The sequence below is a fragment of the Sphingorhabdus lutea genome, assembly GCF_001889025.1.
Taxonomy (GTDB): domain Bacteria; phylum Pseudomonadota; class Alphaproteobacteria; order Sphingomonadales; family Sphingomonadaceae; genus Sphingorhabdus_B; species Sphingorhabdus_B lutea.
Window position 1 is genome coordinate 1,655,926 of the sequence record NZ_CP018154.1, and the last position, 25,544, is coordinate 1,681,469.

21 protein-coding genes and 2 tRNA genes are annotated in these 25,544 nt (G+C 43.1%); 11 read left to right on the top strand and 12 right to left on the bottom strand.

Annotated features, from left to right (window positions below):
* The first annotated feature begins 124 nt into the window (after positions 1 to 124).
* The 4 genes from LPB140_RS07910 (at position 125) to LPB140_RS07925 (ending at position 4,369) form a co-directional block, all read left to right on the top strand.
* Complete coding sequence (locus LPB140_RS07910) at positions 125 to 1,510, top strand: M28 family peptidase (protein ID WP_072560669.1); 1,386 nt, start codon at positions 125 to 127, stop codon at positions 1,508 to 1,510.
* Positions 1,507 to 1,776, top strand: coding sequence for a hypothetical protein (locus LPB140_RS07915; protein WP_072559371.1), 270 nt, complete (start codon positions 1,507 to 1,509; stop codon positions 1,774 to 1,776). The genes LPB140_RS07910 and LPB140_RS07915 overlap by 4 nt, the downstream gene beginning before the upstream one ends.
* A gap of 222 nt (positions 1,777 to 1,998) precedes the next feature.
* Positions 1,999 to 3,486 (top strand): SulP family inorganic anion transporter, encoded by a 1,488-nt coding sequence (locus tag LPB140_RS07920; protein ID WP_072559372.1) that lies wholly within the window; start codon positions 1,999 to 2,001, stop codon positions 3,484 to 3,486.
* Positions 3,487 to 3,517: 31 nt separating this feature from the next.
* Positions 3,518 to 4,369, top strand: coding sequence for a universal stress protein (locus tag LPB140_RS07925; protein ID WP_072560671.1), 852 nt, complete (start codon positions 3,518 to 3,520; stop codon positions 4,367 to 4,369).
* Between the two features lie 24 nt (positions 4,370 to 4,393).
* Here LPB140_RS07925 and LPB140_RS07930 read toward each other — a convergent pair.
* From LPB140_RS07930 to LPB140_RS07950, 5 genes are all read right to left on the bottom strand, one after another.
* Positions 4,394 to 4,470, bottom strand: a tRNA-Pro gene (locus LPB140_RS07930).
* 99 nt (positions 4,471 to 4,569) lie between these two features.
* Positions 4,570 to 6,120, bottom strand: coding sequence for a M20 family peptidase (locus LPB140_RS07935; RefSeq protein WP_083550186.1), 1,551 nt, complete (start codon positions 6,118 to 6,120; stop codon positions 4,570 to 4,572).
* A gap of 72 nt (positions 6,121 to 6,192) precedes the next feature.
* Positions 6,193 to 6,269 (bottom strand) — tRNA-Ile (locus LPB140_RS07940).
* Between the two features lie 58 nt (positions 6,270 to 6,327).
* A complete protein-coding gene (locus LPB140_RS07945; RefSeq protein WP_083550188.1) occupies positions 6,328 to 7,329 on the bottom strand; it encodes a polysaccharide deacetylase family protein in 1,002 nt (333 codons plus the stop codon).
* A 56-nt stretch (positions 7,330 to 7,385) separates the two neighbouring features.
* A complete protein-coding gene (locus LPB140_RS07950) occupies positions 7,386 to 9,089 on the bottom strand; it encodes a sensor histidine kinase (RefSeq protein WP_072559373.1) in 1,704 nt (567 codons plus the stop codon).
* A gap of 159 nt (positions 9,090 to 9,248) precedes the next feature.
* On the opposite strand from LPB140_RS07950, the gene LPB140_RS07955 reads away from it, so the two are divergent.
* A complete protein-coding gene (locus LPB140_RS07955; protein ID WP_072559374.1) occupies positions 9,249 to 9,725 on the top strand; it encodes an Lrp/AsnC family transcriptional regulator in 477 nt (158 codons plus the stop codon).
* A 74-nt stretch (positions 9,726 to 9,799) separates the two neighbouring features.
* Here LPB140_RS07955 and LPB140_RS07960 read toward each other — a convergent pair whose 3' ends face one another.
* On the bottom strand, positions 9,800 to 11,089 hold the full coding sequence (locus LPB140_RS07960; protein ID WP_156874173.1) for a tetratricopeptide repeat protein: 1,290 nt from the start codon (positions 11,087 to 11,089) through the stop codon (positions 9,800 to 9,802).
* A 174-nt stretch (positions 11,090 to 11,263) separates the two neighbouring features.
* Between LPB140_RS07960 and LPB140_RS07965 the strand changes: the two genes are divergently transcribed.
* Positions 11,264 to 11,974 (top strand): SDR family NAD(P)-dependent oxidoreductase, encoded by a 711-nt coding sequence (locus LPB140_RS07965; protein ID WP_072559376.1) that lies wholly within the window; start codon positions 11,264 to 11,266, stop codon positions 11,972 to 11,974.
* Between the two features lie 123 nt (positions 11,975 to 12,097).
* On the top strand, positions 12,098 to 14,878 hold the full coding sequence (gene gyrA, locus LPB140_RS07970) for a DNA gyrase subunit A (RefSeq protein ID WP_072559377.1): 2,781 nt from the start codon (positions 12,098 to 12,100) through the stop codon (positions 14,876 to 14,878).
* Between the two features lie 41 nt (positions 14,879 to 14,919).
* On the opposite strand, the gene LPB140_RS07975 is transcribed toward gyrA, so the two are convergent.
* A complete protein-coding gene (locus tag LPB140_RS07975) occupies positions 14,920 to 15,612 on the bottom strand; it encodes a lysoplasmalogenase family protein (protein WP_198024092.1) in 693 nt (230 codons plus the stop codon).
* A gap of 96 nt (positions 15,613 to 15,708) precedes the next feature.
* Here LPB140_RS07975 and trmFO point away from each other — a divergent pair, with 96 nt between their 5' ends.
* On the top strand, positions 15,709 to 17,043 hold the full coding sequence (trmFO, locus tag LPB140_RS07980) for a methylenetetrahydrofolate--tRNA-(uracil(54)-C(5))-methyltransferase (FADH(2)-oxidizing) TrmFO (RefSeq protein WP_072559378.1): 1,335 nt from the start codon (positions 15,709 to 15,711) through the stop codon (positions 17,041 to 17,043).
* 13 nt (positions 17,044 to 17,056) lie between these two features.
* Here the strand turns inward: trmFO and LPB140_RS07985 are convergent, their stop codons facing one another.
* Both LPB140_RS07985 and LPB140_RS07990 read right to left on the bottom strand, forming a co-directional pair.
* On the bottom strand, positions 17,057 to 17,524 hold the full coding sequence (locus LPB140_RS07985; RefSeq protein ID WP_072559379.1) for an EF-hand domain-containing protein: 468 nt from the start codon (positions 17,522 to 17,524) through the stop codon (positions 17,057 to 17,059).
* 73 nt (positions 17,525 to 17,597) lie between these two features.
* On the bottom strand, positions 17,598 to 18,278 hold the full coding sequence (locus tag LPB140_RS07990; RefSeq protein WP_072559380.1) for a hypothetical protein: 681 nt from the start codon (positions 18,276 to 18,278) through the stop codon (positions 17,598 to 17,600).
* Between the two features lie 151 nt (positions 18,279 to 18,429).
* On the opposite strand from LPB140_RS07990, the gene LPB140_RS07995 reads away from it, so the two are divergent.
* The 3 genes from LPB140_RS07995 to LPB140_RS08005 are packed head-to-tail and all read left to right on the top strand — an operon-like array spanning position 18,430 to position 22,465.
* Positions 18,430 to 20,370 carry a TadE/TadG family type IV pilus assembly protein gene (locus LPB140_RS07995; protein ID WP_198024093.1) on the top strand — a complete coding sequence of 647 codons (1,941 nt, stop codon included), beginning with the start codon at positions 18,430 to 18,432 and terminating at the stop codon, positions 20,368 to 20,370.
* The gene (locus LPB140_RS08000) at positions 20,367 to 21,719 is read left to right on the top strand and encodes a TadE family protein (RefSeq protein WP_083550197.1); all 1,353 of its coding nucleotides are present in this window, start codon (positions 20,367 to 20,369) and stop codon (positions 21,717 to 21,719) included. The genes LPB140_RS07995 and LPB140_RS08000 overlap by 4 nt, the downstream gene beginning before the upstream one ends.
* 41 nt (positions 21,720 to 21,760) lie before the next feature.
* Entirely contained in the window at positions 21,761 to 22,465 is a 705-nt protein-coding gene (locus LPB140_RS08005; RefSeq protein WP_072560690.1) for a TadE/TadG family type IV pilus assembly protein, read from the top strand.
* Between the two features lie 73 nt (positions 22,466 to 22,538).
* Here the strand turns inward: LPB140_RS08005 and LPB140_RS08010 are convergent, their stop codons facing one another.
* From LPB140_RS08010 to LPB140_RS08020, 3 genes are all read right to left on the bottom strand, one after another.
* Positions 22,539 to 23,909, bottom strand: a complete 1,371-nt coding sequence (locus tag LPB140_RS08010) for a pyruvate dehydrogenase complex E1 component subunit beta (protein ID WP_072559382.1) — start codon at positions 23,907 to 23,909, stop codon at positions 22,539 to 22,541.
* Positions 23,909 to 24,964 carry a pyruvate dehydrogenase (acetyl-transferring) E1 component subunit alpha gene (gene pdhA / locus LPB140_RS08015; protein ID WP_072559383.1) on the bottom strand — a complete coding sequence of 352 codons (1,056 nt, stop codon included), beginning with the start codon at positions 24,962 to 24,964 and terminating at the stop codon, positions 23,909 to 23,911. The genes LPB140_RS08010 and pdhA overlap by 1 nt, the downstream gene beginning before the upstream one ends.
* Before the next feature lie 181 nt (positions 24,965 to 25,145).
* The gene (locus LPB140_RS08020) at positions 25,146 to 25,478 is read right to left on the bottom strand and encodes an FtsB family cell division protein (RefSeq protein ID WP_072559384.1); all 333 of its coding nucleotides are present in this window, start codon (positions 25,476 to 25,478) and stop codon (positions 25,146 to 25,148) included.
* Positions 25,479 to 25,544 lie beyond the last annotated feature (66 nt).

A 25,544-nucleotide genomic window follows, 5' to 3' on the forward strand; every position in this document is an offset into this window, starting at 1 on the left:
CGGTTTGAATAACCAATTATTGCGCCGTTCACTAGCCTTGTGTGAACAAAGCTGCAAGAGGCTAATGCAAATGAGATATAAAGCCCTATTGCAATATTGATTATTCGCGATAATCATAATGTGCATGAAACATCTAAAAACCATGCTCGCCTTGGCTGCAATGACCAGCCTTACCCCGCCAATTTTGGCTCAAAATAATATTATTGACCAACAGGCCGCATCAATGGCCCGTGACAAGGGATTATCCGATAATGTGGGATATGATATTATTGAAGGTTTAACCACCGAAATTGGCCCGCGTCAGGCCGGAACAGAGGCCGAGGCACGCGCGCGCATTTGGTCAATTGCAAAATTAAAGGCTTTGGGCTTTACCAATGCCAGAATCGAAGAATATGAAATGCCGACATGGGTGCGGGGCGAGGAAAGCGCATCCATTATTTCACCCTACCCTCAAAATTTGGCTATTACCGCTTTAGGTAATAGCGCAAGCACAGGCGAAGACGGATTAACCGCTGATATTGTTTATTTTCCCACATTGGCCGATTTAATTGCCGCCAATGATGCCGATGTGAAGGGCAAAATTGTCTTTGTCAGCCATGCCATGAAGGCAACACAAGATGGATCAAGTTATGGCGCATATGGTCCAGCACGTTTTGTGGGACCCAATATTGCTGCCAAAAAGGGCGCGGCAGCCATTGTGATTAGGTCAGCTGGAACCGATTATCATCGCAACCCGCATACAGGAAATACCAATTTTGAAGAAGGCGTCGCGCCAATCCCTGCCGGGGCTTTATCCATACCCGATGCCGAAAATTTAGAAAGAATGCTGGCGCGGTCAAAAAATGTTAAAATGGCATTGAAATTGACCCCGAAAAATATTGGCATGCAGGTTTCGGGCAATGTAGTTGCCGATATACAGGGCAGCAATCCAAAATTAGGGATGATTGTTATCGCATGCCATTTGGACAGTTGGGATTTGGGAACTGGCGCAATTGATGATGCGGCAGGTTGCGGCATCATTACAGCGGCGGCGAAAATAATTGCCGATTCTGGAAAACAACCAAAGCGCAGCATCCGTTTATTATGGGCCGGCGCTGAGGAAGTGGGAGTATGGGGCGGGCGTGACTATGCATTAAAACATGCCGCCGACAATCATTCACTTGCAATGGAATCTGATTTTGGCGCAGGAAAAATATGGGCGGTAGATTTCACCTTGGCAGATAGTGCCAAGGACGTATCGCAGGCGATTATAAGGTCGCTCGCGCCATTGGGCATTGTGCCAAGACGCCAAGCAGCTGGAGGTGGGGCCGATGTTGGCGCGATTATAGCCGCGCAGAAATTGGCTATTATTGATCTGCAACAAGATGGCACCAAATATTTTGACCTGCACCACACGCCCGATGACACATTTGACAAGGTGGATAAAAGCGAGGTGCAGCAAAATATTGCTGCATGGGCAGCAACGCTGTCTATCATCGCAAATTATGAAGGTGAATTAAAACCCGAATGAGGCAATATTCGCCAATTAAATTTTTTGCATTGGCCGCCGCGCTCTTTATTTTTGGGTGCGGCGAGCCTGTTTCTGACCTGCAAAATGACAAAGATATAAATATATCTTCCGATAAAAAGATATCGACTGAAAATGGCGCGAGGTTAAATGCTCCTGCAAATGATAATCTGGATAAAATGGATTTGGCTGCAAAGGACGATTTGAATATTAAACAAGCCGCCGTCAAAGCCAAAGAAATTGTCGATAATGACAAAGTAATATATTAAAATTGGTTAAAATGCGCCATTTGCTTTACACTTGCGTAAAAAGTTTATTTCGATTAATTGGCATGTAAATTCGCAGGATTTTATTATTTTTAAAGAATATTGATCAAATGATCGTCTCTTTAAAATATTTATTTCATCCCCTTTCCATGCGCCGCGCAGCATATGTTTCATCAATATATTATATGCGCAATTGCGTGAGATTTATATTTAACAAGGTCATCTATGCCCAATTTCCTTACCATGAAGCGCGAGTGGTTTTCCAATGTTCGCGGCGATATTCTTGCCGGGATTGTTGTCGCACTCGCCCTAATTCCTGAAGCAATTGGGTTTTCCATCATTGCCGGTGTTGATCCGCGTGTTGGCTTATATGCTTCTTTTTCAATTGCGGTGATTATTTCATTAGTTGGCGGACGGCCCGGCATGATTTCCGCCGCCACAGCTGCGGTGGCGGTATTGGTATTGCCGCTGGTGCGTGATCATGGCGTGGATTATTTATTTGCGGCAACAATTTTAATGGGCATTTTGCAAATAATTGCTGGATATTTGCGGTTAAACCTTTTGATGCAATATGTTTCACGTTCGGTGATAACTGGATTTGTAAATGCATTGGCGATTTTGATTTTCATGGCGCAATTGCCAGAGCTTATCAATGTACCCATAATTACCTATGCGCTTGTCGCTGGCGGCCTTACCATCATTTATCTATTCCCATATCTAACCAAGGCCGTCCCCTCCCCCTTGGTCGCGATAATCATCATAACTTCATTGGTATATTATGCTGGAATTGATGTTCGTACGGTCAGTGATATGGGTGAATTGCCCTCCTCCCTGCCCGCTTGGTTAATTCCCAATGTCCCATTTAATTTAGAAACTTTACAGATAATATTCCCCTATTCCTTTGCAATGGCCGCCGTTGGGTTATTGGAATCAATGATGACCGCGCAAATTGTAGATGATTTAACCGATACCCCATCGGATAAACAGCGCGAAATGAAGGGGCAAGGTATTGCCAATTTCTTCACCGGATTTTTGGGCGGCATGGGCGGTTGTGCGATGATTGGCCAATCGGTAATCAATGTTAAATCTGGAGGATCGACACGGCTTTCGGCCTTTGTTGCGGGATCATTCTTGCTATTTTTAATCGTGGTGTTGGGCGCTTTGGTGGCCATCATCCCGATGGCTGCGTTGGTTGCGGTGATGATTATGGTTTCCATTGGCACTTTTTCATGGCGATCAATAACCGATATTCGGCATCATCCATGGCAATCTTCGGTGGTGATGGTTGTAACCGTGGTGATTGTGGTGTGGACGCATGATTTGGCACAGGGTGTGTTGGCGGGCGTTATTCTCTCAGGATTATTCTTTGCCAGCAAGGTAAAGGCGATTTTCAATGTGGATTCGCAACTTTCGGGTGATGGTTTGTCGCGGCATTATATTGTGGCGGGTCAGGTTTTCTTTGCCTCATCAGATGATTTAGTAGAAGCATTTGATTTTAAAGAAGTGTTGGATGAAGTGGTCATCAATGTGGAACAGGCCCATTTTTGGGATATTTCAGCGGTTGGTACATTGGATAAAATTATTTTAAAATTCCGTAGAGAAGGCACAAATGTGAGCATTATCGGCTTAAATGATGCCAGCGCACATATGATTAACCGCTATGCGATGCATGATAAAGCACTAGAAGATGCGGATATTGCCCCACAACATTGATAAAGGATGAAATTACAGATAGGATATGAAAATGGAACATATCCTTGCTTGTATCGACGCCTCAAATTACGCCGACAGCGTCTGTGAGTTTGCCTCATGGAGTTCAAAACGGTTAAACCTGCCCATTAAATTGCTTCATATCGTGCAGCGGCGCGATGCTGTGGCCGCGCGCGGTGATTTATCGGGTTCGATTGGTTTAGGCGTAAAAGGCAAATTGATGGAGGAGCTGGTCAATATAGAGGCGGCCGAGGCAAAATTACAAATTGAGCGTGGCCGTTTATTATTATCCGCTGGTGAGCAAAAACTGCGCGGCGACGGGGCAAATGATGTCTGTTCGCTGCACCGCCATGGCGGCATTGTTGAAAATATATTGGAACAGGAAGATAATGCGCGGCTTATCATCATGGGTAAGCGCGGGGCAAGTCATGAATTTGCAACTGGCCATATTGGGTCAAAGGTTGAGCGTGTGGTGCGCGCATCGAACAAAGCGGTATTGGTTGCCGCACGCAAATTTGTTGAGCCTAACAGCGTTATTTTCGCCTATGATGCCAGCCCTGCTGCCAATCGTGCATTGGAACGCCTTGCCAATTCGACATTATTTGCAAATTTGCCGATTAAAATCATTATGGCGGATATGGATATTGACGCGCACCGTCTTGCCTTAACCCAAGCCGCAGCAAAATTTGACCCCGAACGTGATGTTGAGGCAATATTGGAACAGGGAAAGCCAGAGGCCGTTATCGCCAAATTTACACAGCAATTTGCTCAATCCATTTTGGTAATGGGGGCATATGGCCACTCCCCGATTAGGAATTTAATTGTCGGCAGCACCACAACAGCCATGATACGGACAGTTAATGTTCCGGTCCTATTGGTCCGATAAAATAAATATATTTTTTAAGAAAGATGGTCGGGGAGACAGGATTCGAACCTGCGACCCTCTGGTCCCAAACCAGATGCGCTACCAGGCTGCGCCACTCCCCGACACTTATACGGCAGCAAATTTCTTTGCTGTGAGCGGGCCTTTAACAGGCAATTTTTATGCTGTCTATCCCAAAGAATGATTTTTTAAAAACTAATCGCCTAATTATTTAATATTTTTTCATCTCCACCTGCTGAATATATTAAATAAGTATAGAATTTCAACATATTATCTAAATTATGTAATTTTAAATGTTCATTTGTTCCATGCACCATAGCAAAGCCATCAATCGGCTCTTTAATTGGGTAAAATCGATATACATCATTTGAAACCGCATAAAAATTATATGCATCTGTCCCTGCAAGGACCAAACTGGGCGCGACCAGCAAATTTTTGTCGATGATTCCCACCGCTGAATTTATTAAATTCCATCCCGCCGAACTCGTCGATGATATTGCCGATGCTTCCTTTGGTGAGGATGTCCATTTTATCTCCACATTCATCCCCTCTGTGCTATTTTTTACCCATGCCATCACTTCTTCAGAGCTTTGCCCCGGCGCGATTCGGAAATTTATTTTTGCCGATGCACTTTGCGGTATAATATTTTCTTTAGGGGCAGCCTGCAACATTGTAGGCGCCATTGTGGTGTGCAGCATTGCTGCGCCTGCATTTGACTTTGCAATTTCACGTTTCACAATTGGCGCGGTCAACCACATATTGCCAATGGCAAATTTTATCGCCCCACCCTTTTCATAGGCCAAGCTTTCGATTAAATCCTTAGCCGGTCCAGATAGGGCCAAGGGAAATTGATTTTTATCAATAGCCGCCATTGCTCTTGCCAATATGACCACCGCCATATCTTTGCCGGGCATACTGCTATGTCCGCCCTCTGCGCGCGCGGTAATGCTCATCGTACCATATCCTTTTTCGGATATACCAATCATCGCGGCTGCTTCATTGGTTAACGGGGCGTTGCTGATGATTCCTGATCCTTCATCCAATGTGAATAAAGCCTTTATTTTTTTGGCCTGCATCCATTTGACAACGGCCTTGGCACCACCACCAAAAACCTCCTCATCATGGGTTGAAACTATATAAATGGTGCGTTTTGGGGCAAACCCTTTTTGTATCGCGCTTTCGATACTGGACATAATGGCGATTAACGGTCCTTTATCATCCACCGCACCGCGCCCCCAAATGGCTCCGTCGGCAATTGCGCCCGAAAATGGGCCATGTTTCCAATCTGCCTCTGTCCCTTTTTCAACAGGCACAACATCATGATGCCCCATAAGAATAATCGGTTCTAAATTTCTATCACTGCCTTGCCATTCATAAATCAATGAAAATTCATCTACTTTGGTCAATTTTGTTTGGCTGTGCATTAACGGAAATCTATTATTGAGCCAATTATGGAAATTTCGCCATTGTTCCCAATCATTATCCTTTGAATTTTGATTGGAAATTGTCTTAAATTGAATTGCCTCACTGATATTTTGGGCGGCAAATTCTCTCTCATCCTTGCCCACCAAATCATTTATATGCAGAGAGCCGCTATTCATGGCGACGTGTGAAGGGCCATTATTTTTATATGATAAAGCGGCCGCTTCCTGCGCCTTTATATAAGCAGGTTTAAACGACATCATATTATACGCCAAATATGCCGCAGCCGAGCCAATGATTAAAATTGAAAAGGTGGATTTAATATGCCGCATTTTTCTTAACGCCCTGAATGAATAATCAAAGCAGACTATAGAAAAATTATAATATTTGAAGCATTATATAAGTGGTGGGCCCGGAGGGACTCGAACCCCCGACCTAGCCGTTATGAGCGGCCAGCTCTAACCAACTGAGCTACAGGCCCACACGAGTGCGGATAGCGGATAATCCTGCCCTGTGGCAAGACACAAAATCACAATTCATCAAACTTTTTTAATTTGTTCTGAAATCTGCCGCACCGCAAGTGGCCTGACCCCTTTTTGTTTCAGATAAGCGAATATCTCCTCCCACCAGATATAGAAATTTTCCAAATCCTGTTCATTGCGAACATAGGGTGTATGGCCGGCCTCTAAACTGGGGGAATGAAAGGAGAAATTTAGCAAAGGCAATTTAACTTTCAATGCCAAATCAATGGCCTGCTTGGTTTTTTCTATTGAAATGCCCTCTGGCGTCAGGGATATACGTTCCAGCACGCCCATTCGCGCCGCAAAGGATCTTGCCCAGCCATATTTTAAAATATAATTATATGTGAAGCGCGGGGCATAACGCCAAAATCCCCTGAAAATTGTGGTTAAGGGTAATTCCAATAAAATATTTTCTTCGCGCCAAAATGCAATATTGGGCAAAGTTGCATAATTGGGGCCATGTTGCGGGGTATAATCAAATCCAGAACGGGTTGAGCTATCAATATTTATATTATATTTTATCAATAATTTATAGGCATTTTGCGCAGCGCCATATCTTCCCGCGCGATACATTAATGGTTTATGGCCGGTATTTTCGACAATTTTATCATATAAATTGCCAAATTTTTCCGCTTCCAAATCATCAGGTAAATTACATGCATAGCTGTTATGATCGTTTACAGTTTCCTTATATGGCGGGGTAACCCATGGGTGAAGCTGTATACCAATATCGCCCCTGCCCGATGTAGCCAAAGCGCCAAAATATGCCGCGCAATCACGGTTTGCGACCATTGGGTAATCCAATAAATATATAGGAGTAACATCATATTTATCGCATAAAAGCTGAAATCTTTCAATCGCAACATAATGGCCAACGGATTGATTATCCTTTGAAAATGGCTTGCCCCAATCAAATTCTTCCTCGGCATCGACCGTGACGATAAAAAAACTATCATCCCCCTGCCGCATTAAAATATCGGGCAATATTTGCTTATTTTTTTCTTGTTTTAACGCCTGCACAATATTTGCTCTACTTAATATAATAATTTTATAAAAAAGCTTTTGGCAGAATAATGTTAATTTTCCAAAAATGCAGGAACATTTAAAATAATATTATTATCGGTAATTTTAAAATCACCACCAATATTACCCGCCAAATTGCGAACCAGACGAAGCGAGAAGCCAAGGCCCAGTAAAGGCGCTTCATCGGTTAAGTTTTCGTCCTCATTCAATTTTTTCCAAACCGCTGCTTCATCCAAATTTGCCAATTTTTTGGGTAAGCTAAGCGTAAATTCAATGCTTTTATAGCCAAAGCTATTAAGCCGGAAACGCCCATTTAATTTCTCATCATTATCCGCCGCGATAATTATTGCAGATAATAAACGTGAAAAAATTCTCTCCGCAGTTAATTCATCAATATCCATTTTACGCATAGGTTTTATGCTCATCAGGTCTAATTCAACCTGTTTTGCAATGGATAATGTTTCCAAACGGTTGGACAAAAGCGATAATAAATAATCGACATCACATTGCCCGCTATGCCTATCAAAATTTCCATGGTCCAATTGCACGGCAATATTTAAATCATCCAAACCATGTAATAAACGCTGTGCATCTGCATAAATACTGCCCGCTAAGGAACGATAATCATGCGATACAGGGCCGAAAAGCTGTTGTTCAATAATTTCGGAAAAACCAACAATTGCATTTAATGGTGTGCGCAATTCATGCGCCAATTGCTGTAAATGATCTTTTTTTGCATGGTTATATTTGGGGGTTAGGATTTTTTCGGCCAATTTTTGGCGCTTAATTACGCCCTTATACCCTTCAAAACGGCCACTAATTTTATCAAAAAATGGCTCTGCTTTAATAAACCATTCGCCGCCAAGTTGGTGATCGCTATTACAAAATGTGAAACGCGCATCTTCAATGGTCAATCGCCCGCGAAAGGCGGCGGCGCCATATCCATCGGTGCCGGGCATATCTCCAATTGCTGTTTTTGCGATGGATAAAGTTCTAATCAAAGCAGCGGGCACTTTTTCCGCCCAAATGATAACGCCATTATGATCAGTGATAAATTTAAATTCATCAATATTTGCCATTTCATTGGCCAATAAATCATCACTATATGGTTGCTGCGAAATGGGGGTTTGAATTTTATCCCGACGATAATCCTCGATTTTTTCGACCAATGCAGAAATATTATTTCCTGCGCGCGGCGCGGCCTCTTTTGCAATTTTCTGAGAAGCCTTTAACTCATCTAACGGATCTATAGTCTCTTTGGCGATGGGCAAAGCATCTTGTCTATTTGCACCTTCATTTTCACTTATGGGCGCAATATCTTGCTCGCTTAATGAAAGTGGCAATAAAAATTGGTCTATTTTAACATTGATTTTTTCATTGCCCAAATAACGTTTTTTAAGCAAAATCAAAGCATCAATTGGCATTTCGGGGATAAGGTCCAACCAAATATCTTCATCAAGACACGCTGCATTTATCGCTGCTTCGGCTACATTTGGAGCATCATTGACCAAAAATTGAATCAATGGCGGCGATGATAACCGTCCTTTAATCGAATTTATTGACTCAATGCGTTCCGAAATGGAAATTTTATCACGCAGGAAATATGCTCTTTTTAATCCCTCAACCAAAATATCATAATCAAATGAATCAATATTATGCGATAAAATATCAATTAGCTGGCGCCATTGTGCCGACCATCCGCTTTGATTATCAACATGATAATCTAATGTAGTCGTAAGACGATCGTCAAAACGCACGTAAATGGTCCTTTATTTCTACCCCTGTTAAAATAACTAATAGACCGCACTTTCAAATTCTTAAAGTAATCATTTTAAGGCGTCACACTATGAGACAATTGCAATTGATTATAATATAATTATAAGGATAAACAAAATAATGGTTGGAAGTTATAAATAATGGCAAATTTTATATTGGATCACATTGATCTTCTTTTATTGGATGAATTACAGAATAATGGGCGTATGACCAATGTGGAATTGGCCCAGAAAGTGGGTTTAACTGCCCCGCCATGCCTACGCAGAATGCGTGCTTTGGAAGAATCGGGAATCATAAAATCATATCACGCAATGGTCGATCCGTCCCGATTGGGATATAGCATTACCGTATTTGCAATGGTGAGCTTGAAATTACAGGCCGAAGAAGATTTGAAAAAATTTGAAGATTATATGCATTCATTGGATGAAGTTAGAGAATGTCATATGTTAAATGGCGAGATAGATTTTATGTTAAAAATCGTCGCTAAAGACTTGCAAAGTTTCCAACAATTTTTAACCGGCCGCCTGACATCTGCGCCAAATGTGGCAAGCGTTAAGACTTCACTTACAATTCGAACCGCCAAAAATGAACCTGGCGTTCCTATTGATATGGCGTAAATTTCCAAAATTTATGCTGACATAAAAAGAACCGGGCAAAGCGCCCGGTTCTTTTTTATAGGATTTAATATATTTTATGATGCGGGGGCAGCTGTTTTTGCATTGGCCGCCTGTGACTGCTGATCAATATATAGCATCCAATATTGCGCAATTGCTTTTCTATTTGATCCTGTAACTTTGGAAAATGCCTGCTTGGCTGCATCCATATTGCCCGCTTTAAACTGTGCAATTCCCATACGTGTATAGGCGACATCATTATCTACACCGCCCTTATCAAGCGCCATTTGATATAATGACGCGGCTTTATCATAAATGCCATATCCCAAAAACGCATCGCCTGTCGCCAATGAATCGCCGCCTGTTGATTTTGCCTTTGCGTCTTTTTCTGCATAGGGCAAATCGGCGCGATCCTTATCAACGCGAGATTTGGCCATATCCAAATGTGTTGAAAAAGACATATTCCCCGCAGGAATAATACCATTATCCAACCCTTCATTTAACACAGCCAATACTTCACCAGGAAGCGCCTGAGCGCCCGCAGCTTCAACATAATCGCCATATTGTTGTTGATATTTAATGGCACCCGCAGTGCGCATCAATCTTAACAAATCAAGATTTTCTTGCTTTTCAAGCTCAACTGATTTTTGGAAAGTTATGATTGCATCATGCCATGTATTTACGGACGGATATTTTGCCACCAAATTTTTAAATGCAGGAACAATGAGGTTGCTATCACGGGTGTTATTGGCCAGTGCCGCCGCCTGTGCATATACTTTTCTATCTGCTATTTGGCCATTTGCTTCGGAATATTTAATCGATTCATTTAACCAGGTTACTGCATTGGGATAATCGGCCAATTTGGTATAACCATTGGCAATATCAATTTCGATTTTACCCTTGCCATAGCCGGCCATATATAAAGCTTTAAACGTATCAATAGATTTTTGATAATCGCCCGCCAAATAATAAAGATCGGCCAAAGCATTTTTATAGCTATTCACGCTTTCCGCAGGTGCAGAGGGGCTATCCACCATCAATTGCAGACCATCTGCCTGTAATTTTTGATCTTTAATTTCTCGGCCAATGGTGAAAATCATCTGACCGACAAGAAATTTATCGTCATCTGTTTCGATATTGGCTTTCATGCCTTCAAACTGCTCTTGCGCTTTGACCATATCTTTGGCCTGATATGCATCATAGGCTGCTTTATAAGCAGGCTGAGCTTTTTTAGAAAGTTGAGGACCTTTTTGCGCGCCCTTTTTCTTATCTTCCTTGCTTTGCGCCTTTGCATCGGGTGCATAATGCACCGCTGCTGATGTCATGCAAAGGGTCGCCGCAATGGCGAGAGTTGATAAAAACTTCATTAAATCCTCCAAAAATAAACTTCTATATGCATCTATAATAATGAATGTTGTTCGACAAACAAAATTATATAAATTTCGGTAACATTAACACTCTTTAGAGAAATTTAGGTGAATTAAAGTTGAATGACACAAATTAACTCTCGCTATTTTGTAAAATTATGTCAGTTATAGATAATGTTAAATCGTAAAATTGACGCGGCGATAATTGGAGCCAATGGCGCAATTGGAACGGCCATAGTTGAAAATCTTCGGCAAAACCCATTATTTGATAGTGTTTTTACACTATCTCGCCATGATGATGCGGATATAAAAATTGACATCATCAATCAACAAATGGTCGAAAGTGCAGCAAAGCAATTACAGCAGAAAACAGACAAATTGGCGATGATTATTATTGCAAGCGGTATTCTGCATAATCAAGATATGGGTCCAGAAAAATCCATTACCCAAATTGATGCTGAATGGATGAAGTTAAATTATGAAATAAATGTCATTGGCCCTGCATTGGTGGCAAAATATTTCCTGCCCGTTATGATGAAAAAATCCCCTATATATTTTGCTGCGATTTCGGCAAAAATTGGATCTATATCTGATAATGGTCTTGGCGGTTGGCATAGTTATAGGGCAAGCAAGGCCGCGTTAAATATGCTGGTTAAAAATTTGGCGATTGAGTGGACGCGCAAAAACCCGCAATCTGTAATTTTGGCATTGCATCCAGGGACAGTTAAAAGTAATTTGAGCAAGCCTTTTCAACATAATGTTGCACCGGAAAAATTATTCTCTGCAGCACAATCCGCGCAATATATGATACATAATATACTAAGCTGTGATCCGGCATTATCTGGCAATTTAATGTCATGGGATGGGTCAATCATCAATCCATAGATATATTGGTGATAAGCCTGTGGATAAGATGTTGGTAAGCGTAAAAAATCGGATGTTGTCCTAGTAATTTGCCTCAGCATACTCTATGCTTTTATCAACTAAAAATATAGGAAAATAAAAAGCGTGACTGACATAGAAAATGGGTCAATAGACCCCTCTGATATTAGTGCGATTGACATTGTCGATGAAATGAAATCCAGTTATTTGGATTATGCCATGTCGGTCATTGTTTCACGCGCATTGCCCGATGTTCGTGATGGATTAAAGCCGGTGCATCGCCGTATTTTATATGCCAGCCAAGAAGGCGGCTTTGTGGCGGGCAAACCCTATCGTAAATCGGCGAAAATTGTCGGGGACGTGATGGGTAATTATCACCCACATGGTGATAGCGCGATTTACATGGCCTTGGCACGGATGACCCAAAATTGGGCGATGCGTGTACCATTGGTTGATGGTCAAGGTAATTTTGGTTCTATGGACCCTGACATGCCTGCCTCCATGCGATATACAGAGGCCCGATTGGCCAAGGTTACCAACAGCCTGCTTAATGATTTGGATAAGGATACGGTTGATTTTGCGCCCAATTATGACGGTTCATTAAAAGAACCTGTTGTTCTACCTGCGCGTTTTCCAAATTTATTGGTCAATGGCGCAGGCGGCATTGCGGTGGGCATGGCCACCAATATTCCGCCGCATAATTTGGGCGAAGTTATTCGTGCCTGTCTTGCCTATATGGATAATCCCGCCATTACGACCGATGAGTTGATTGAAATTATTCCCGGGCCTGATTTTCCCACCGCGCCCTTAATTTTGGGTCAAGGCGGCGCAAAGGCCGCATATCGGGAGGGCAAGGGTTCGGTCATGATGCGGTCGCGCCATATTATTGAATCTGGACGTAATGATCGCCAATCAATTGTTTTAACATCAATACCCTATCAAGTTGGTAAATCCGGGCTTGTCGAAAAAATCGCTGAGGCAGTTAAGGATAAAAGGATTGAAGGCGTGTCGGCCATTCGCGATGAATCAAATCGTAATGGTGTTCGCGTTGTAATTGACCTGCGCAAGGACGCAACGCCCGATGTTGTGTTAAACCAAATTTGGCGCTTTACCCCTGCCCAATCCAGCTTCCCCGTCAACATGCTTGCCATTCGCGGTGGCCGCCCCGAAATTTTGATGCTGCGTGATATTATTGAGGCATTTATTAAATTTCGTGAGGAGGTTATTACCCGCCGCACCAAATTTGAATTAAATAAAGCGCGGGAGCGAGCACATATTTTGCTTGGCCTAGTCGTTGCCGTCACCAATATGGACGAAATTGTGCGAATTATTCGCGGCTCGGCCAGCCCGGCGGAGGCGCGCGCTTCATTATTGGCGCGCACATGGCCGATTGAACAAATTGCATCCTATATTAAATTGGTTGAGGCTGTAGAAATTGACACTTCACCCGATGGATATAAATTATCGGATGTTCAGGTTAGAGCGATTTTGGAGCTACGCCTGCACCGTTTAACCGCGCTTGGCCGCGATGATATTGGCAATGAATTAAAAGAATTGGCCGTAAAAATTGCCGAATATTTGGAAATTCTGGGCAATAGAGTGCGTTTATATGAAGTGATGCGCGAAGAATTGGTCGAAATTGAACAAGAATTTGCGACCCCTCGCCTTTGTGAAATCGCCCCTGCATGGGATGGTTTGGATGACGAAGATTTGATGGAACGCGAAGAAATGGTCGTCACCGTCACCCATGGCGGATATATTAAACGGACGCCGCTTGATACTTTCCGCGCCCAAAATCGTGGTGGCAAGGGACGTGCTGGCATGGCAACAAAGGATGAGGACGCCATTATTGAAATGTTCGTCACATCCACGCACACGCCGGTTTTATTCTTCTCCACCCATGGTAAGGTTTATCGTTTAAAAGTATGGAAATTGCCTGAAGGCGGCCCGCAAACAAGGGGACGTCCGATGGTCAACCTGCTCCCCTTGGCCGACGGAGAATCAATTTCAACCGTTCTTCCCTTGCCAGAGGATGAAAATGAATGGGCCAATTTAAATGTCATGTTTGCAACCGCAAATGGACAGGCACGCCGTAACAGCATGGGCGCATTTACCAATATCCCATCCAATGGTAAATTTGCGATGCGATTTGATGATGATAGCGATGATCACTTAATTGGCGTTGCATTATTAAATGATGATGATGATGTTTTATTGGCCACCCAAAAGGGTAAGGCCATCCGTTTTGCCGGTTCAGCGATTAGAGAATTTCAAAGCAGAACATCATCGGGCGTTCGTGCAATGAAATTAAAAGGCGATGATAAGGTTATTTCATTATCCATTCTTCGCGGTGCTGGCACCACAATGGAAGAACGCGATGAATATTTAAAATATGCACCGTGGAAGGCCGAGAAAGAGGGTGAGCCCAATTTAACAGCCGAAAAATATCAAAGTATGGAGGAAAATGAACAATTTATCCTGACACTTTGTGCCAATGGTTATGGCAAAATATCCTCTGCATATGAATATCGCCAAAGCGGCCGTGGCGGTCAAGGCGTCACCAATATTGATAATATTGCGCGTAATGGCGATGTGGTGGCCAGCTTTGCCGCAACAAAGGATGATCAATTAATGTTGGTAACTGATCAGGCAAAATTAATCCGCATGCCGTTAAACAGTTTGCGTGTTATTGGGCGCAGCTCATCTGGCGTACGGTTATTTAATGTTGGTAAAAATGAACATGTGGTCAGCGCAGCACGTATTGAAGAAGATGACATGGCCGATGATGAAAATATGGAAGGCGAAAATGTAGAAACAGCAAATGCAGATGCCACACAAATAGAGGCCGCGCCCGATACTAAAGAGGCGCAAAATAGCGAAGCATCAAATGGTGATGAGGCGGAATAAGCCTCATCCACTAATATTTAGTGGCTTTTTTAATGACTTTTTTAAATACGGGGCATTACCTTTATTTTCTGATTAACGCCTAATGTCATCATTAAAACCGCGAAATAATAGCTGAACCAAATAATCGGGTCGATCCACCATTTCGGCCCGATTATGCCATTTTGGGCAAAGATAAATAGGTCCGAAATAATGAAAATCATCGCGCCAATGCCGACACGATAACGGCCAAAACTGCTTGTCCATGCACTTGCTGACATCATGGCAATGATAAGAGCGTATAATCCGATGGACAGATTTTCCGAAATAATGCCATTGCCATAAATTTTCATTGCGATAAATGGCACCAAAATCACCACCATCATAGCCAATAATTTTTGGGATAGGCTAAGTCCCTGTTCCCGGCGGTAATTGTAAAAAAATATGATCGCAAAAATATGGCCAATGGCAAAGGCCGCGCCGCCAAAGGTCAAATCAAATATAATTAAACCATCACCTAACATGTAAAATATTAAAGCGAGCAAGAATAAAATTAACCGCAATGGACCAAAAAGATGTTTTCGAAACATGAAGAAAAACATGATGGCCAATCCGCCAACAGCGGCCATTTTCCAAAACATCAATTGAATTTCACCAAAATATTGTGATGTTCGAATGAAATAATAGCTTAAACCAAAAAGCAGGCTTAACAATAACCAAGGGCGTTGATGCCCCAAATCCATATCTTTGCCGCGCATGCCCATTCCCCCAAATCAATATAAGCTGGTAATATAGTAATGAATAAGTAAAAAAAACTTATATATTATCTGAATATGTTTTGATAGGGCGCTTGCATGAGCAATTTTCAACATGATGTCCATATTATTGGCGGTGGTTTAGCGGGATGTGAGGCTGCGTGGCAGCTTGCAAATCGCGGGATAAAGGTAAAAATTTCTGAAATGCGGGGCGGCGGTAAAATGACCGCAGCGCATCAATCTGACGGGCTGGCAGAGCTTGTCTGTTCCAATAGTTTCCGTTCTGATGATGATGAAAATAATGCCGTTGGATTATTGCATCACGAAATGCGGCTGTTGAATTCAATCATCATGACATGCGCGGATGAGGCAAAGGTTCCGGCGGGATCTGCGCTTGCTGTGGATAGAGAAATATTCTCAGATTTGGTTGAAAAGGCCATGAATAATCATGATAATATCCATGTCGTTAGAGAATGTGTTGAAACATTGCCCAACAATGGGATTACCATTATTTCCACCGGTCCGTTGACCGATGACGGTCTTGCCCATCAAATTATTGAAAAAACGGGCAGCGAAAATTTGGCATTTTTTGACGCCATTGCTCCCATTGTCCATTTTGATAGTGTAAATATGGACATTGCATGGTTTCAATCACGTTGGGATAAGGGTGATGGCAAGGATTATATAAATTGCCCTATGGATGAAGAAGAATATCTTATTTTTCATCAAGGATTGATGGATGGCGAAAAAACGACTTTCAAACAATGGGAAGAAAATACCCCCTATTTTGAAGGTTGTATGCCGATTGAAGTCATGGCGTCACGCGGGCTGGATACGCTGCGTTTTGGGCCTATGAAGCCGGTTGGCCTTACCAATCCAGCCACTGGCAAACGCGCACATGCGGTGGTGCAATTGCGTCAGGACAATAAACAGGGCAGCTTGTGGAACATGGTCGGTTTCCAAACAAAGTTGAAACATGGCGCACAGGTTGAATTATTTCGCAAAATTCCTGGTCTTGAAAATGCAGAATTTGCAAGACTGGGCGGACTGCATCGCAACAGCTTCATTCGCTCCCCTATCCTTTTGGATCGTCATTTACGGTTGAAATCCGCTCCCCATATTCGCTTTGCGGGACAGATTACGGGCTGTGAGGGATATGTGGAAAGCTCTGCCATCGGGCTTATCTGCGGTATATTCACCGCCGCCGATATATTGGGGGCAGACATTATACCGCCAAATAATATGACCTCATTGGGCGCGCTTCTATGCCATATTACCGGCGATGCAGAGGCGGATAGCTATCAACCCATGAATGTCAATTTTGGCCTGTTCACTCCTTTGACGGAAAAAGTTCATAAAAAACAACGCAAATTGGCCATGACGTCACGGGCAAAGGAACAATTTGATATTTGGCGTCAAAATTTGGCAATATAATTTGGCGCCAATTTCAACATTTACAGGCAGGTTTTTTCGAAGTTTTTGGGCGGGTTGTGGCAAATTCTTTACGGGTTAACAGCATATTTTTATCGCTATCGGCATTTGTGAAACGGTCGCTGGTTGCAACGGCCCATTCCTCAAAACTTAATAAATTATTCCCATCCTTATCCAAATTTTTAAATGCCTTGGTCCGTGAACTCATCAATTCCAATCGGCTAATCAACCCATCGCGATCGCGGTCATAACGGTTAAATCGCTTTTCTTCACGGCTGCTTTGCGCGGCGGCGGGTGGTTCAGGGGGCGCTTTGCCAAATGCGGGCGCATTTGCACCAGCAAGCGGCAGGCCATTATCGGCGGCATCGGGCGGCGGCTTTCCCTCTGGCAGTGAATTTTGATTATATGCATATCCTTGCCACAATAAAAATCCCGCAGCCATGACAGCCAAAGTCGAAAAAATGGTAATAATGCGCATCTGCATATTTTATCCTGCCACCTCTAACACCATGTAATTAAAAATATTCTGCTATTTTAAACAAATTTTCGCAATAATTTTATCGCCCAAAATATCCTTTTCTTAAAAAACGAAGATAAAGGCCAATCTTGCTCAAGATACTCATAGGGCTTTCCGCCGATAATTTATGTTCCATAAAATCGGCCTCCATCAACATTGCGATATTGCGATATGCACTGGGTGAATTAGGCCCTCTTGGCGGATAATAGGCTTTATTTGCGGTGTCATGTACATCTTGGGCCTTGAAACGAGACGCGAAGAGACTTTTGGACCAATTTAATAGAGATATTTGGATATTTTCCGGCAGAATATGGCCGCAATTTTTATAAAAATTGGCGTAAATTTTGGATCGCATAGCCGCCATGACGTCAATTTCTACATCGCCCTGTTCAGCATAGATCATATATTCTTCCCACATATCGACCAATTGGGAACAAGCCTTAATTAACCCCTCTCCATTTTCGGTGAACTCCGATATTATGTTTAACAATGGCTCACCCTTGGGCCAGCTTTCAAAATCAGCCGATAATTTGTCCCGCCACCATGCAAGCTTAATCTGTCCAATCATCATCTCGCTGCTTTGTGCGGCGATGTGCATCATTTTCATATCGAAACAATATAATATGGCCAAATTGTCTTGTAAATTTCTGTCACCAAATCGCAACGCCATCCTGTGTAACGCACCCAAATTTTGACCATCTGGGTCAATTTTATCAAACATTTAGCACCCTATTATTTTATAAATGGCAGATTTACGTCGATATTCACGGTTAACAGCATGGTAACCATATATAGACACAAAGCCCTTACCATCATTTGTCTATAAGATGGCACATATATCAAATGTTTTTTTAACAAGGGCTATTTTACCGATGACGAAATCAGATCAAGAAAAAGCAAAAGGCTGTCTTCATCATTTTGTTCATGATCAGGATGGTAACACCATGGCAATGATGGCCGCGGCTTTAATTCCATTGATGGCGATGGTTGGCGGCGCGGTGGATATTAGCCGCGTTCAAATGGTAAAAACCCGATTGCAACAGGCATGTGATGCCGGCGTGCTTGCCGGCCGTAAGGCGGTGGGCGATGGCACATTTGATAATGATGCCAAAAGCCGGTCTGCATCTTTTTTTAAAGCCAACTTCCCAACTGGATATCAAGGCACATCCAATACAAGTTTTTCACCATATAGTAATAATGGCGGCACCACGGTTCAGGCCACTGCCTCCACCAATATACCCTATGTGATAATGGATAAGGTTTATTCAATTACGGGGTCAAAGGCCGCTACAAAAAAAGCAGTAACTGTTAATTGCGATGCAAAAATGGAGGTCGGCAATTCCGACATTATGATGGTGTTGGATACCACCGGGTCGATGGATTATAGCATTTCAAATGGCTCTGGCGGCACAACCACCCGAATGGCTTCATTAAAAGCTGCGATGAAAAGTTTTAACAGCACCCTGGCCGCTGCGGCATCGGGGACAAATGCGCGTATTCGCTATGGCTTTGTTCCATATTCGGGGACGGTTAATACGGGCAAATTAATTTATGACTTAAACCGTGATTATTTAATCGGCGCTAACAATCTGGAAACATATAATTACCAATCGCGCCGTGCAGTGTATAAAATCCAAACAGGCACATCAACCAATAGCTGGGTGGAGACTTTGGACCCAACAAGATGGGATGATTACACAACCAGTTCAAATTGCACAAGATTTGGTAATAATCAAAGCACGCCATATATTTATTATTCCACCAGCTATTCAAGCACTTTCAACCCAAGTCCATCGGGTAATCCGGTAACATCGGGTGATACGACCACAACCTATAGTTATAATAGCTGGGGCAGCCCCAATTATAATAGCACCTATCGCACTTGTAAGCGAAATGTGACGCAAACGGTTAAAACCTATACAGAAACCTATAATGGTGATTTACCAACCGCAACATTCTCTCATTATGAATATTCGCAGGTTGGTTGGCCGATTAGAAGCTATATCAACACCATTGGATCAAACAGTGCCACGGTTAATGTGCCATCAGAGAAAAAAGGTGACAATATCCCTTCACGTTGGGCAGGTTGTATTGAAGAACGCGATACCACACAAACCAGCAACCCAGCCTATAATGGATCATCAAAGAAAATCACGCCAAGTTCGGCATATGATCTGGACATTGATTCCGCGCCAACAAATTTTGCAACAAAATGGCGTCCATATTGGCCAGAGGTCACCTATTATCGCTCTAGCGGGACAAGCTCTTCGACCTCTGGTACGAAGTCACAAACTGCCTGCCCGCAAAAGGCGCAGCTATTATCGACCATGAGCACATCTGCGTTTAATACATATGCAGATAGCCTATATTCCGATGGTGGTACATATCATGATATTGGTGCGATTTGGGGAGCAAGGCTTGCTTCACCCGATGGTATTTTTGCCACTAATGTAAATGAAGCTGCGGGCAATGGCGGTTATGTTAGCCGTCACTTAATCTTCATGACCGATGGTCAGTTGGATACTGGCGCAACTTATTATAGCGCATATGGTGTTGAACGCCATGATGGACGCGTTACAAATGATGTCAACAATCAAACAGAACGTCATATCAGCCGTTTTCGCGCGGTTTGCGATGCGATTAAGGCAAAGGGTATTCGCCTGTGGGTCATTGCATTTGCGACCAGCCTGAACAGCGATATGACCGCTTGTGCAAGCCCAGATAGCGCGTTTGTGTCCAGCGATTCAGCGACATTGAACGCGACATTTGTACAAATCGCCCAATCAATTGCGGATCTGAGGTTGTCAAAATGATGAAATCACCCAATCATAATCCACAAATCATGCTCGATGAAAATGGGGCAACGGTTGTTGAATTTGCCATTATCGCCCCGGTGTTCCTATTCCTGATGATGGGAACATTGGATGTGGGGTACAGCATGTATATGAAATCCGCACTGGACGGCGCGGTTCAGGCGGCGGCGCGTGATGCGGCATTGGAATCTGGCCCGGCTTCGCTTGCAACGATTGATAATAAATTAAAAGCAACAATCGCCTCCTTAAATGACAAGGCGAATGTTAGTATTGACCGCAAAAGCTATTTTGATTTTACCGATGTTAAGCGGGCAGAAGTCTTTACCGATGCCAATAATGACGGCAAATGTAATAATGGCGAAAATTTTGAAGATGAAAATGCCAATGGCGTTTGGGACATCGATGTGGGCGAGGATGGCGTAGGCGGCCCGAAAGATGTTGTATTATATAATGTTTCAGTCTCCTATGATGGCTTATTTCCCTTTGCCGGATATAAACGCAAGGCATCGAAAAGGGAGTTGACCGGATATAAAACCGAAAATGTGCCCAAATATAAAATGTTGGTGACGGGCACAAAAAAGGTCAAAACACCAATTTATGAATCAACGGTTCAAATGTTACCTGGCAAACGCGAGGTCAAAGTTCCTGTCTATGAAATGATAGATCAAGGAACAAAAACCCGTAAAATTCCAATTTATGAGAGCAAAATTGTGCCGCGCAAGGGTGCGGGTAATGGCACATTTAAAGTGCCCATTTATGAATATAAAGTGGTGACACGAACAAAGAATAAAAAATTGGTTCGTCCCGATGAAGTTAAATATGAATATATGGATTTACCCGTTTATGATATTTATTATATCAACAAAAATGGCAAACAAATCATGCAGCGCAAGTTCAAAAAATATGTAAAAGTGCGCATTGTTGATCAAGATAGCCTTTTTAAGGATGAGCCATATGCCCAACAATTATTGGTACGTAAATTGGTTAGATATGAAACGCTTTCTAAGCCCACCCACACCATTAAACGAGTGAAAGTTGGCGAAAAGGAGCTGGAGGTTAAGCTGCCCCCTATTCGCAAATTGGTGCGTTATGATATTGTGAAGAAACCTGAAAAAACCGTAGTTCGCAAAATCACAGGCTATAAAATTGTAGACAAACCGACCAGCATCAGACGGGTGCCCGATGGCTATAAAACCATCAAAACACCAATTTATAAAAATGTTGATGCATCATTTGAATTTGATGCATTTAGCGGCACGCGGGTTTTATCCTCCAGCACCGTTTTGAAAAATCAGCCCTATGGCCAAAAAACAGGCAATGCAGCTTCTGTTGTGGCCACATGTTCTTGACGATGGAATCAGATATGCGCAAAAACTATATCTTTAAAGCAATGAAATATTGCAAAAATTATATATCCGACATCGCAAAGGATGAAAGCGGCCTTGCATTTGTTGAATTTGCGGTATCGCTTCCGGTATTTTTGGGTTTGGGCATGTATGGATCGGAAACATCCTATCTTGCCTTGACCAATTTGAAATTAAGCCAGTCTGCATTAAATTTGGCCGATAATGGTTCGCGCCTTGGCCAAACCGATAATGGTGTTGCCACGCCCGTGATTAAAGAATCTGATGTTCTAGAAATTTTGTACGGCACAAAATTGCAATCGGGCAAAAATGATTTCATGGAAAATGGCCGTTTCATCATTGCCAGTTTAGAGGTGAAAACAGTCAGCAATGGATCAGGCGGCACAAAAGAACAGCAATTTGTCGGATGGAGAAGATGCAAAGGCAAAAAAGTTGCCGTCACAAAATATAATGATGATGTCGATGGAAATGGCGTAACTGATTCAGGGTTTAACGGCATGGGCGACCCCGCCAATCCTATTCAGGCCGTATCTGGTTCGGCCGTTATTTTTGTTGAGGCGGAATTTGATTACCAGCCTTTATTTGGTGATTTATTTCATAAGAACAAAAAATTACGTCAGGAAGCTTCGTTTAATATTCGCGATGACAGAAATTTAAGCGCTGGATTATTTGGCGATGTTGCATCTAGTAAGCGCGCATATTGCAATAAATATGACGATACATTTACTTGATTTATTTAGATTATCTGTAAAAAAAAGGCCGCTAATTATAAGCGGCCTTTTTGTATAATGTCTAAATCAATTTTTATTTACCCAATAATTTTCTAGCCTGTGCAACAATTTTATCGGTATTTAACAAAGCCAATTTTTCCAAATTCGCCGCATATGGCATTGGCACATCTTCGTTTGTGACCCGCATGACGGGCGCATCCAAATCATCAAATCCTTGCTCCATGCATAATGCAGCAATTTCGCTGCCGATGGAACATGCCGGCCAACCTTCTTCGACAACCATTAAATTATTGGTTTTGCGAAGGCTGGCCAAAATGGTTTCATTATCCATAGGACGCAGGGTTCGAAGGTCGATAACCTCTACATCAACACCCTCGCCCGCCAAGATATCAGCAGCCTCCAATGCCATGCCAACACCAATGGAATAGCTGATTATGGTAAGGTCGCTGCCCTCCCGCATAATTCGCGCCTTACCAATTGGTAATGTATGATCAGGCAGATCAGGTATATCAAAACTGCGGCCGTATAAAAGCTCATTTTCAAGGAAAACGACAGGGTCTTGCGTTTGTATCGCCGCCTTTAACAGGCCCTTTGCATCTGCTGCATCATAGGGCGAAATGACAATAAGCCCTGGGACAGACGCATACCATGGCGCATAATTTTGGCTATGTTGTGCCCCGACGCGTGACGCCGCGCCATTTGGCCCGCGAAATACAATGGGACAACGCATTTGGCCGCCAGACATATAATTTGTTTTTGCAGCCGAATTGATAATATGGTCTATCGCCTGCATCGCAAAGTTAAACGTCATAAATTCAATTACAGGACGCGTGCCACCCATGGCCGCACCTGCACCTATACCGGCAAAGCCATATTCGGTAATAGGTGTGTCAATAACACGTTTATCGCCAAATTCCGCCAATAATCCTTGGGTTACTTTATAAGCGCCTTGATATTCGGCAACCTCTTCACCCATAACGAAAACACGGTCATCTTTGCGCATTTCCTCGGCCATGGCGTCGCGCAATGCCTCACGAACAGTAATGCTGAGCATTTTTGTGCCTTCAGGAATTGCTGGATCGCTTGCCCGTGATGCCGCCTTGGGCTCTTGGGGTGTTGGATCAGCAATTTGAGCGGCAGGAGCTTCGGTTGCAACAGGCTCTGCAATAGTAGCTGGCACGGCAACATTTGATGCATCTTCATCTTCACCGGCAATCATCGCGATAACCGTGCCAACTTTCACATTATCTGTGCCCTCGGCAACCAAGATAGAGGCGATAACACCTTCATCAACAGCTTCAAATTCCATCGTGGCTTTGTCGGTTTCAATTTCCGCCAAAATGTCACCAGAGGCCACTTGATCACCCTCTTTAACGAGCCATTTGGCAAGAGTGCCTTCTTCCATTGTCGGCGACAGCGCAGGCATTTTTAATTCTATCGGCATTAATATTGCTCCACCAAAATATCAGTATATAATTCAGCCACATCTGGCTCCGGTGATGTTTCAGCAAAATCAGCAGATTCATTCACGCGCTTGCGAATTTCTTTTTCCATGACCTTTAAATCATCTTCTTTAACGCCCGCTTCAAATAGCTGCGCCTTTAATCTTTCCAATGGATCGGATTTCTCACGAACCGATTGAACCTCTTCACGGCTGCGATATTTTGCCGGATCGGACATTGAATGCCCGCGATAGCGGTAGGTCTTCATTTCTAATAATACTGGACCTTTGCCTGCACGCACCCAATCAAGCGCGGTTTCCGCTGCGCCGCGAACGGCCAGCACATCCATGCCATCAACCTGAATTCCAGGGATACGGAAGCTTTCGCCGCGCTTATATAATTGGTCTTCTGAAGACGCTCTATTCACGCTCGTTCCCATGGCATATTGATTATTTTCAATGACAAAAATAATCGGCAGTTTCCAAAGCTCCGCCATATTGAAACTTTCATAAACCTGCCCCTGATTGGCCGCACCATCGCCAAAATAAGAAAGACAGACGCCGCCATCATCCTTATATTTATGGGCAAAGGCAAGGCCAGCCCCCAATGATACTTGCGCACCAACAATACCATGGCCGCCGTAAAAGCCATGCTCAACCGAGAACATATGCATTGAACCGCCCTTGCCGCGTGAAATCCCTGCCTCACGTCCGGTCAACTCTGCCATCACAACATTTGGATCGATACCGCATGCTAACATGTGACCATGATCACGATAGCCGGTAATCACGCTGTCCTTGCCGGGAGAAATAGCCGATTGTAAGCCGGTAACAACCGCCTCTTGTCCAATATATAGATGGCAAAAACCACCAATTAAGCCCAGACCATATAATTGGCCTGCCTTTTCTTCAAATCGGCGAATAAGAAGCATTTCTTCGTAAAAAGCCAACAGCTCTTCTTTGCTTGCCTTATATGGCTTGGGGTCTGCGGGACGCTCACGATTGGAAATTTGATTTCCAGATGCAGCTGCATTTTTTTTAGTAGCGGCTTTTGCCAAAATTTAATTCCTCAATTTAATATTAAAAATATCGGGATATTTTTTCCACTTCCCTTTATCCCTTAACAAATATTTCAAGGAAGAAAAGCCCTTTTCCCTAGGGTATTTTCAAAAGAAACCAGTTTTTTAGATATTCATCATTTTGTTATAAGCAGGGGGCATAAATGGAAATTATAATTCACTAATTCAACGGAACAACAATTTCATCTGGCGCGACGACATTTAATTCTTTGCGCATCAATTCACCTGCTAAATCTGGGTCAACATTACCCCGTTCCAATAACCTCACCTTATTTTTCAATGCATCACGCTCATCACGTAATTTTGCAAGCTCAATTTTTCGTTGATTTATGGCTGAATTATAATCCGCCCATGCCAAAACACCCGTTGGCCCTAATAAGGCATAGGTAGCAATGCCCATCAAAGACAGCAAAGCCAGAGCAGGTGCAACAAAGCCAGTAAGCAACGGCTTTTTATTATTGACATGTCTGGCTTTGCTTTTGCGTATCTGCATGGGTAAATTCGACCATAAATTCCATAAATATGCAAGCGTTAGTCCGCCTGATGAAATATATTTACG

Coding starts and splice junctions, on each gene's coding strand:
- LPB140_RS07965 (WP_072559376.1), top strand. CDS start 11,264: ATGTTAAATCGTAAAATTGACGCGGCGATAATTGGAGCCAATGGCGCA.
- LPB140_RS07960 (WP_156874173.1), bottom strand. CDS start 11,089: ATGAAGTTTTTATCAACTCTCGCCATTGCGGCGACCCTTTGCATGACA.
- LPB140_RS07995 (WP_198024093.1), top strand. CDS start 18,430: ATGACGAAATCAGATCAAGAAAAAGCAAAAGGCTGTCTTCATCATTTT.
- LPB140_RS07955 (WP_072559374.1), top strand. CDS start 9,249: ATGGCAAATTTTATATTGGATCACATTGATCTTCTTTTATTGGATGAA.
- LPB140_RS07925 (WP_072560671.1), top strand. CDS start 3,518: ATGGAACATATCCTTGCTTGTATCGACGCCTCAAATTACGCCGACAGC.
- LPB140_RS07910 (WP_072560669.1), top strand. CDS start 125: ATGAAACATCTAAAAACCATGCTCGCCTTGGCTGCAATGACCAGCCTT.
- LPB140_RS08000 (WP_083550197.1), top strand. CDS start 20,367: ATGATGAAATCACCCAATCATAATCCACAAATCATGCTCGATGAAAAT.
- LPB140_RS07985 (WP_072559379.1), bottom strand. CDS start 17,524: ATGCAGATGCGCATTATTACCATTTTTTCGACTTTGGCTGTCATGGCT.
- LPB140_RS08020 (WP_072559384.1), bottom strand. CDS start 25,478: ATGCAGATACGCAAAAGCAAAGCCAGACATGTCAATAATAAAAAGCCG.
- LPB140_RS08010 (WP_072559382.1), bottom strand. CDS start 23,909: ATGCCGATAGAATTAAAAATGCCTGCGCTGTCGCCGACAATGGAAGAA.
- LPB140_RS08005 (WP_072560690.1), top strand. CDS start 21,761: ATGAAATATTGCAAAAATTATATATCCGACATCGCAAAGGATGAAAGC.
- LPB140_RS07975 (WP_198024092.1), bottom strand. CDS start 15,612: ATGCGCGGCAAAGATATGGATTTGGGGCATCAACGCCCTTGGTTATTG.
- LPB140_RS07915 (WP_072559371.1), top strand. CDS start 1,507: ATGAGGCAATATTCGCCAATTAAATTTTTTGCATTGGCCGCCGCGCTC.
- trmFO (WP_072559378.1), top strand. CDS start 15,709: ATGAGCAATTTTCAACATGATGTCCATATTATTGGCGGTGGTTTAGCG.
- LPB140_RS07990 (WP_072559380.1), bottom strand. CDS start 18,278: ATGTTTGATAAAATTGACCCAGATGGTCAAAATTTGGGTGCGTTACAC.
- LPB140_RS07920 (WP_072559372.1), top strand. CDS start 1,999: ATGCCCAATTTCCTTACCATGAAGCGCGAGTGGTTTTCCAATGTTCGC.
- LPB140_RS07935 (WP_083550186.1), bottom strand. CDS start 6,120: ATGCGGCATATTAAATCCACCTTTTCAATTTTAATCATTGGCTCGGCT.